General features: G+C 73.3%; 6 protein-coding genes. 2 read left to right on the forward strand and 4 right to left on the reverse strand.

From position 1 onward, the window contains the following. Nucleotides 1-12: 12 nt before the first annotated feature. Genes aspS through ABD811_RS38965 form a run of 3 tightly spaced genes read right to left on the reverse strand, consistent with a single transcriptional unit; the run spans nt 13 to nt 3,747 of the window. Nucleotides 13-1,773 carry an aspartate--tRNA ligase gene (gene aspS, locus ABD811_RS38955; RefSeq protein ID WP_344957869.1) on the reverse strand — a complete coding sequence of 587 codons (1,761 nt, stop codon included), beginning with the start codon at nt 1,771-1,773 and terminating at the stop codon, nt 13-15. Next, on the reverse strand, nt 1,770-3,038 hold the full coding sequence (gene hisS, locus ABD811_RS38960) for a histidine--tRNA ligase (protein WP_344957871.1): 1,269 nt from the start codon (nt 3,036-3,038) through the stop codon (nt 1,770-1,772). The genes aspS and hisS overlap by 4 nt, the downstream gene beginning before the upstream one ends. A gap of 13 nt (nt 3,039-3,051) precedes the next feature. Next, nucleotides 3,052-3,747 carry an MBL fold metallo-hydrolase gene (locus ABD811_RS38965; RefSeq protein WP_344957873.1) on the reverse strand — a complete coding sequence of 232 codons (696 nt, stop codon included), beginning with the start codon at nt 3,745-3,747 and terminating at the stop codon, nt 3,052-3,054. Nucleotides 3,748-4,157: 410 nt separating this feature from the next. Between ABD811_RS38965 and ABD811_RS38970 the strand changes: the two genes are divergently transcribed. Both ABD811_RS38970 and ABD811_RS38975 read left to right on the forward strand, forming a co-directional pair. After that, the gene (locus tag ABD811_RS38970) at nt 4,158-4,889 is read left to right on the forward strand and encodes a peptidylprolyl isomerase (RefSeq protein WP_344957875.1); all 732 of its coding nucleotides are present in this window, start codon (nt 4,158-4,160) and stop codon (nt 4,887-4,889) included. A gap of 72 nt (nt 4,890-4,961) precedes the next feature. Further along, on the forward strand, nt 4,962-6,200 hold the full coding sequence (locus tag ABD811_RS38975; protein WP_344957877.1) for a DUF349 domain-containing protein: 1,239 nt from the start codon (nt 4,962-4,964) through the stop codon (nt 6,198-6,200). A gap of 147 nt (nt 6,201-6,347) precedes the next feature. Here the strand turns inward: ABD811_RS38975 and ABD811_RS38980 are convergent. Continuing rightward, on the reverse strand, nt 6,348-6,992 hold a 645-nt coding region (locus tag ABD811_RS38980), incomplete at its 5' end, for a DUF305 domain-containing protein (protein WP_425549506.1).

Raw genomic sequence — 6,992 nt, forward strand, 5'->3', positions numbered from 1 at the left:
CGCCCTTCTGGTTCAGGACTGGGACTCTTCCTCTTCGGGGATGACGTCGATGCCGGCCTCGGCCCGCTGCTGCGGGGTGATGGTCGTGGGGGCCGAGGTGAGGGGATCGAAGCCGGACGCGGCCTTCGGGAAGGCGATCACGTCGCGGATCGAGTCGCCGCCCGCCAGGAGCATCACGACGCGGTCCCAGCCGAACGCGATGCCGCCGTGCGGCGGCGGGCCGTACTTGAACGCCTCCAGGAGCCAGCCGAACTTGGACTCGGCCTCCTCCTTGGTCATGCCGAGCACGTCGAACACCCGCTGCTGCATCTCGGCCCGGTGGATACGGATGGAGCCGCCGCCGATCTCGTAGCCGTTGCAGACCAGGTCGTAGGCGTTGGCGAGGGCCTCGCCCGGACGGTCCTGGAAGTCGTCGGCGAACTCGGGCTTGGGCGCGGTGAACGGGTGGTGGACGGGCGTCCAGCCGATCTGCTCGCCCTTCTCGTCGTACAGCGGCTCGAACACCGGCGCGTCGACCACCCAGGCGAACGCCCAGGCCGACTCGTCGATCAGGCCGCAGCGGCGGCCGATCTCCAGGCGGGCGGCGCCCAGCAGCTCGCGGGAGTCCTGCGGACGGCCCGCGGCGAAGAACACCGCGTCGCCGGGGGCGGCGCCGACCTTGGCGGCCAGGCCCTCCTTCTCGGCGTCCGACAGGTTCTTGGCGACCGGGCCGCCCAGCGTCCCGTCCTGCTGCACCAGCACGTAGGCCAGCCCGCGCGCGCCGCGGGCCTTGGCCCAGTCCTGCCAGGCGTCCAGCTCCTTGCGGGTCTGGGACGCGCCGCCCGGCATCACCACGGCGCCCACGTACGGGGCCTGGAAGACGCGGAAGGACGTGCCGGAGAAGTACTCCGTCATGTCGGTCAGCTCTTGGCCGAACCGCAGGTCGGGCTTGTCCGAGCCGTACCGCGCCATCGCCTCGGCGTAGGTGAGGTGCGGGATGGGCCGCGGGATCTCGTACTCGGCGATGTCCTTCCACAGCCGGGCGACCAGGTCCTCGGCGACCCGCAGCACGTCTTCCTGGGTGACGAACGACATCTCGATGTCGATCTGGGTGAACTCCGGCTGCCGGTCGGCGCGGAAGTCCTCGTCGCGGTAGCAGCGGGCGATCTGGTAGTACCGCTCCGTGCCCGCCACCATGAGCAGCTGCTTGAACAGCTGCGGCGACTGCGGCAGCGCGTACCAGTGGCCCGGCTGGAGCCGGACGGGCACCAGGAAGTCGCGGGCGCCCTCGGGCGTCGAGCGGGTCAGCGTGGGCGTCTCGACGTTGACGAACCCGTGCTCGCGCATGACGTCGTGCACCACGAACGACGCCTGGGAGCGGATCCGCACGGCGCGGGCGACGGCGTCGCGGCGGATGTCGAGGTAGCGGTACTTGAGCCGGACCTCCTCGTTGACGTTGGCGTCCCCCTCGATCGGGAACGGCAGCGGCGCGGACTCCGACAGCACCTCGATGTCGGTGGCGGCGACCTCGACGTCGCCGGTGGGCAGCTCGGGGTTCTCGTTGCCGGCCGGGCGCACCCGCACCTCGCCGGTGATCTTGACGCAGTACTCCGAGCGCAGGTCGTGCGCGGTGTCCTCCTCACGGAAGACCACCTGCGCGACGCCGGACGCGTCGCGCAGGTCGATGAACGTGACCCCGCCGTGGTCGCGGCGGCGGGCCACCCAGCCGGCCAGCGTGACCTGCCGGCCGGCGTGCTCCCGGCGGAGCGTCCCCGCCTCGTGCGAGCGGATCATCGTGCGAGCCTCTCCCTCAACGTCGTGACGATCTCGGTGAGCGGTACGGCGGTCTGGTCGCCGCCGGCCAGGTCCTTCAGCTGGACGGACCCGGCGGCGATATCTCGCTCGCCGAGGATCACGGCGTACCGGGCGCCGGAACGGTCGGCGTCCTTCATGGCGCCCTTCAGCTTCTTGCCGCCGTAGGCCATGTCCGCCGCCACGCCCGCGGCGCGCAGCTCGGCGACCAGGCCGAACAGCCTGCGTTCGGCCTCCTCGCCGAGGGCGACGCCGAACACCTGGCAGCGCGGCGGCGCGGTGAACCCGGCCCCTTCGGCCTCCAGTGCGAGCAGGGTGCGGTCCAGGCCGAGGCCGAACCCGATGCCCGGCAGCGGCGGGCCGCCGATGTCCTCCGACAGCCCGTCGTAGCGTCCGCCGCCGCCGATGCCCGACTGGGCGCCCAGCAGCGGGTGGTCGAACTCGTAGGTGGTGCGGGTGTAGTAGTCCAGGCCGCGCACCAGCGTCGGCGTGTCCTCCCAGGCGATGCCCAGGTCGGCCAGCAGGCCGCGGACCCGGTCGTGGTGGGTCTTGCAGGCCGCGCACAGGTGGTCGGCCATCAGCGGCGCGCCGGCGAGCTGGGCGCGGACCTCGGGCCGCTTGTCGTCCAGCACCCGCAGCGGGTTGATCTCGATGCGGGCGCGGGTGGCCTCGTCCAGGTCCAAGCCGCGCAGGAACTCCTGCAGGCGGGCGCGGTAGGCGGGGCGGCACTCGCGGCACCCCAGCGAGTTGAGCAGCAGCCGCACCCGCGTCAGCCCGAGCGAGCGGTACCAGTTCCAGGCGATCGCGATGGTCTCGGCGTCGACCTGCGGGTCCTCGCTGCCGATCGCCTCCAGGTCGAGCTGGTAGAACTGCCGGTAGCGGCCCTGCTGGGGCCGTTCGGCGCGGAACGCCGGGCCGGTCGTCCACACCTTGACCGGCAGCCCGCCGCGCTTGTGCAGGCCGTGCTCCAGGACGGCGCGCAGCACCCCGGCGGTGAACTCCGGGCGCAGCGTCAGGGAGCGTCCGCCGCGGTCGGTGAAGGTGTACATCTCCTTGCTGACCACGTCGGTGGACTCGCCGACACCGCGCCGGAACAGGTTGGTGTCCTCGAAGACCGCCAGCTCCAGGTAGCCGTATCCGGCCAGCCGGGCCTGCTCGGCGAACCGCTGCCGGACGGCCTGCAGCAGGTCCGCACGCGGCGGGACGTACTCACTGACCCCCTTGGGGGCCTGGAAGCTCGAACTCATGATCCTTATGGGGTCACATCCCCGTGCGGGGACCCTCGGCGGGCGCCAGCTCCGCCAGGAACGGGTTGGTCGCGCGTTCGCGGCCGATGGTGGTCTGCGGGCCGTGGCCGGGCAGGACGGCGGTCTCGTCCGGCAGCGTCAGGCAGACCCGCGACAGGCTCTCCTGGATCTGCTCGTAGGAGCCGCCCGGCAGGTCGGTGCGCCCGATGGAGCCGGCGAACAGCAGGTCGCCGGTGAAGATCACGTCGGGCACGTCGCCCGCGGCGGGCGTGCGGAACGTCACCGATCCCGGCGTGTGGCCCGGCGCGTGGTCCACGGTGAGGCGCAGCCCGGCCAGCTCGATCACCGCGCCGTCCGACAGCTCGCGCACGTCGTCGGGCTCGGTGAGTTCGAGCCCGCCGAACAGCTGCTGCCCAGGACCCAGGCCCAGGCCCTTGGCGGGGTCGGTGAGCAGGTCGCGGTCGTCCGGATGGACGTAGGCGGGCACGTCCTTGGCGCCGCACACCGGCGCCACCGACCAGACGTGGTCGAGATGCCCGTGCGTGAGCAGGACGGCGACCGGCTTGAGCCGGTGCTCGCGCAGCAGCTCGTCGATGCCGGCCTCGGCGTCCTGGCCGGGATCGACGATCACGCACTCCTCGCCCGCGGCGGGCGCCACGACGTAGCAGTTCGCGGCGAACGATCCTGCGGGGAACCCGGCGACGAGCACGGTCGTCCTTCCCTTCGAGCCTGTGGTGCCGGCCCGCGCCGTCGCCGGCGGGGCCGTGCCCGGCCGCCCGTCGCGGCGGGTCGTCCGGGGCGGGCGTCCGTGGGATCGTCCGGCCGGGCGGCCCGGCGGCGCAGGCGGCGGCGTTTCGAGGGTACCGGCGAGGCCAGGGGCATCGCGAACGAGATCGGTCGTTCGCCGTGTCGCCGGGCCGCGGCGGGCCCGGCGGCGCCGCCGGCGGACGGGTCCGCGTGAGGGAAGTCGCGTGCGGGGGGCTTGACCATACACGGGCCATATGCCGGTACCGCTACTATGCGCTGCACGTTCCCCTGATCACATCCTCGGCCCGGCGCGTCGGGGGCGGGGCGGACGGTTCGACGCAACGGATCCGCATCACCAGGAGGGGCAGGCACGTGGCGGGGAAGGACCGCAAGAAGCAACTCGCGCGGCAGCGCTACGAGCGGCAGCAGCAGCGCCGCAGGGCCGAGCAGGCCCGGGCCCGCCGCGTGAAGATCGTCGGAGCGGTGGTGGCCGTGGCGGTCGTGGCCGCGGGCGCGGCGGTCATCGTGGCGGCGACCCGGCCCGACCCGCTGAGGTGCGCCTACGACGCCGCCCAGGGGAAGGCGGCCAAGAACGTCGGCAAGCCGCCCGCCGAGCCCGCGTACGAGAAGGCCGTCAAGGCGACCCTGGACACCAGCCAGGGGAAGGTGGAGATGGAGCTGGACGGCGCGAAGGCCCCCTGCACCGTCAACTCCTTCGCCTTCCTGGCCCAGAAGAACTACTTCGACAAGTCCGACTGCCACCGGCTGACCAGCGGCGGGCTGAACGTCCTGCAGTGCGGCGACCCCAAGGGGGACGGCACCGGCGGCCCGGGCTACCAGTTCGCCAACGAGAACACCGAGGGCGCCAAGTACGTCAAGGGCACCCTGGCGATGGCCAACTCCGGCCCGGACACCAACGGCAGCCAGTTCTTCATCGTGTACGCCGATTCCAACGATCTGCCCGCCGACTACACGGTGTTCGGCAAGATCACCTCGGGGATGGACGTGCTCGAAAAGATCGCCAAGGGCGGGTCCGAGCCGCAGGGTGACGGTAAGCCGAAGACAAAGGTGACGATCCAGGACGTCGCGATCGCCGGGAATTAGGCGAACGGGATACTAAGGTGTGGAGGGTCCGGTGAGTGTGAGCACGATCGGACCGTGATTCAGGAGGCAAGGGTGTCCAGCGCGACCGATCCCTGGGGCCGGGTGGACGAGGACGGCACCGTCTATGTGCGGACCGCGGGCGGTGAGCGGGTCGTCGGATCGTGGCAGGCCGGCGCCCCGGAGGAGGCCCTGGCCTACTTCCGGCGCAAGTACGACGCTCTGGTCACCGAGGTGGGCCTGCTGGAGCAGCGGGTGCGCACCACCGACCTGCAGCCGGGCCAGGCCCAGCAGAGCATCCAGCGGCTGCGCGAGGCGGTGAGCGACGCCCACGCGGTCGGTGACCTCGACGCGCTGCTGCGCCGCCTCGACGTGCTGGGCGAGGAGGTGGGCCGGCGCCGCGAGGAGGTCCGGGCGGCGCGCGAGCACGCCCGCGGCGAGGCCCGCGTGATCAAGGAGCGGATCGTCGCCGAGGCCGAGCGCATCGCCGCCGAGGAGACGCACTGGAAGCACGGCGGCGAGCGGCTGCGCCAGCTGGTGGAGGAGTGGAAGGCGGCCGAGCGGGTCGACCGGCCCACCGAGACCGCGCTGTGGAAGCGGCTGTCGGCGGCGCGCAACGCCTTCACCAAGCGCCGCAAGGCCTACTTCGCCTCGCTGGACGACCAGCGCGAGGAGGCCCGGCGGGAGAAGGAGCGCCTGGTCGCCGAGGCCGAGGCCATGCAGGAGTCCACCGACTGGGGCGAGACCGCCGCCGCCTACCGGGACCTGATGCGCCGCTGGAAGCTGGCCGGGCGGGCGGCCCGGGACGTGGAGGAGGACCTGTGGGCCCGCTTCAAGGCGGCCCAGGACGTGTTCTTCCACGCCCGCAACGCCGCGTTCGCCGAACGCGACGCCGAGCTGCGGGTGCACGCCGACGAGAAGGACAAGCTGCTGGCCGAGGCCGAGCGGCTGGTGCCGGTCGGCGACGTGCGGGCCGCGCGGCAGTCGCTGCGGTCGATCCAAGAGCGCTGGGAGGCGATCGGCCCGGTGCCGCGCGACCAGCGCGACCGCCTGGAGGGACGGCTGCGCAAGATCGAGGAGGCGGTGCGCGGCGTCGAGGAGGCCGAGTGGCGGCGCACCAACCCCGAGGCGCGGGCGCGCGCCGAGGCGACGGTGGCGCAGCTGCGCAGCTCCATCGACCAGCTGGAGAAGCGGCTGGCCAAGGCCCGCGACGCCGGGCGGGGCAAGGACGTCAAGGAGGCCGAGGAGGCCCTGACGGCCCGCCGCGCCTGGCTGGAGGAGGCCGAGCGCACCCTGGCCGAGTTCTCCCGCTGACGCCCCGCGTCGAGCCCTGACGGCGGCCTCGGCGGCGGCCGGGCGCGGTCGCGGCCTTCTGGCGCCTGCCGGTCGCGCGGCGGCTCGGGACACGCGGCGTGACGTGACGTGCGCGGCGCGGCCCCCGGGCGGGGGCCGCGCCGGCGGTCAGGGGGTGGCGCCGCGTTCGGTGAGCATGCGGGTCATCAGGGTGATCTCCGACTGCTGCCCGTCCACCATGCTCCGGGCCAGGCTGCGGACCCGGGGACGGTCGGTCCGCTCCAGGACGGCGCGGGCCATGTCCACGCCCGCCCGGTGGTGCACGATCATCAGCCGCAGGTAGCGGATCTCGGCGTCGCGTCCGGACGCCGCCTCCATTTCCCGCAGCTGCGTGCGCGTCGCCATGCCCGGCATGACGGCCCCGTCGGCGCCGGCTCCCGGGGCGGGCGAGGCGCCGCCGTGGTGCCCGCCCATCCAGCGCATGTGGCCCGCCGGGTCCGTCTTGGGCAGGCCCCATTCGTCCAGCCAGGCGGTCATCATGCCGATCTGCGCCTGCTGGGTGGTGATGATGTCGTACGCCAGCAGCCGCACCGGCTCGTCGTCGGTGCGGTCGCGGACGATGAACGACATCCGCACGGCCTGGGCGTGGTGGGTGCTCATGTCGCGGGCGAATCCCGCCTCCGCCGAGTCGGTGCCGGGGTGGCCGGACCGCCGCATCGCCAGGGCGACCAGCACCGCCGCCGCCAGCAGCACCAGCACCGCCAGCACGACGGTGACGCGGCGTGCGCCGGTGGCACCGGACGGGCCGTCCGC

This window comes from Actinomadura miaoliensis (assembly GCF_039536785.1).
Classification (GTDB): domain Bacteria; phylum Actinomycetota; class Actinomycetes; order Streptosporangiales; family Streptosporangiaceae; genus Spirillospora; species Spirillospora miaoliensis.

Excerpts from the sequence above, each read along its gene's own strand:
- aspS (WP_344957869.1), bottom strand. The coding sequence starts at position 1,773 with ATGATCCGCTCGCACGAGGCGGGGACGCTCCGCCGGGAGCACGCCGGC.
- hisS (WP_344957871.1), bottom strand. The coding sequence starts at position 3,038 with ATGAGTTCGAGCTTCCAGGCCCCCAAGGGGGTCAGTGAGTACGTCCCG.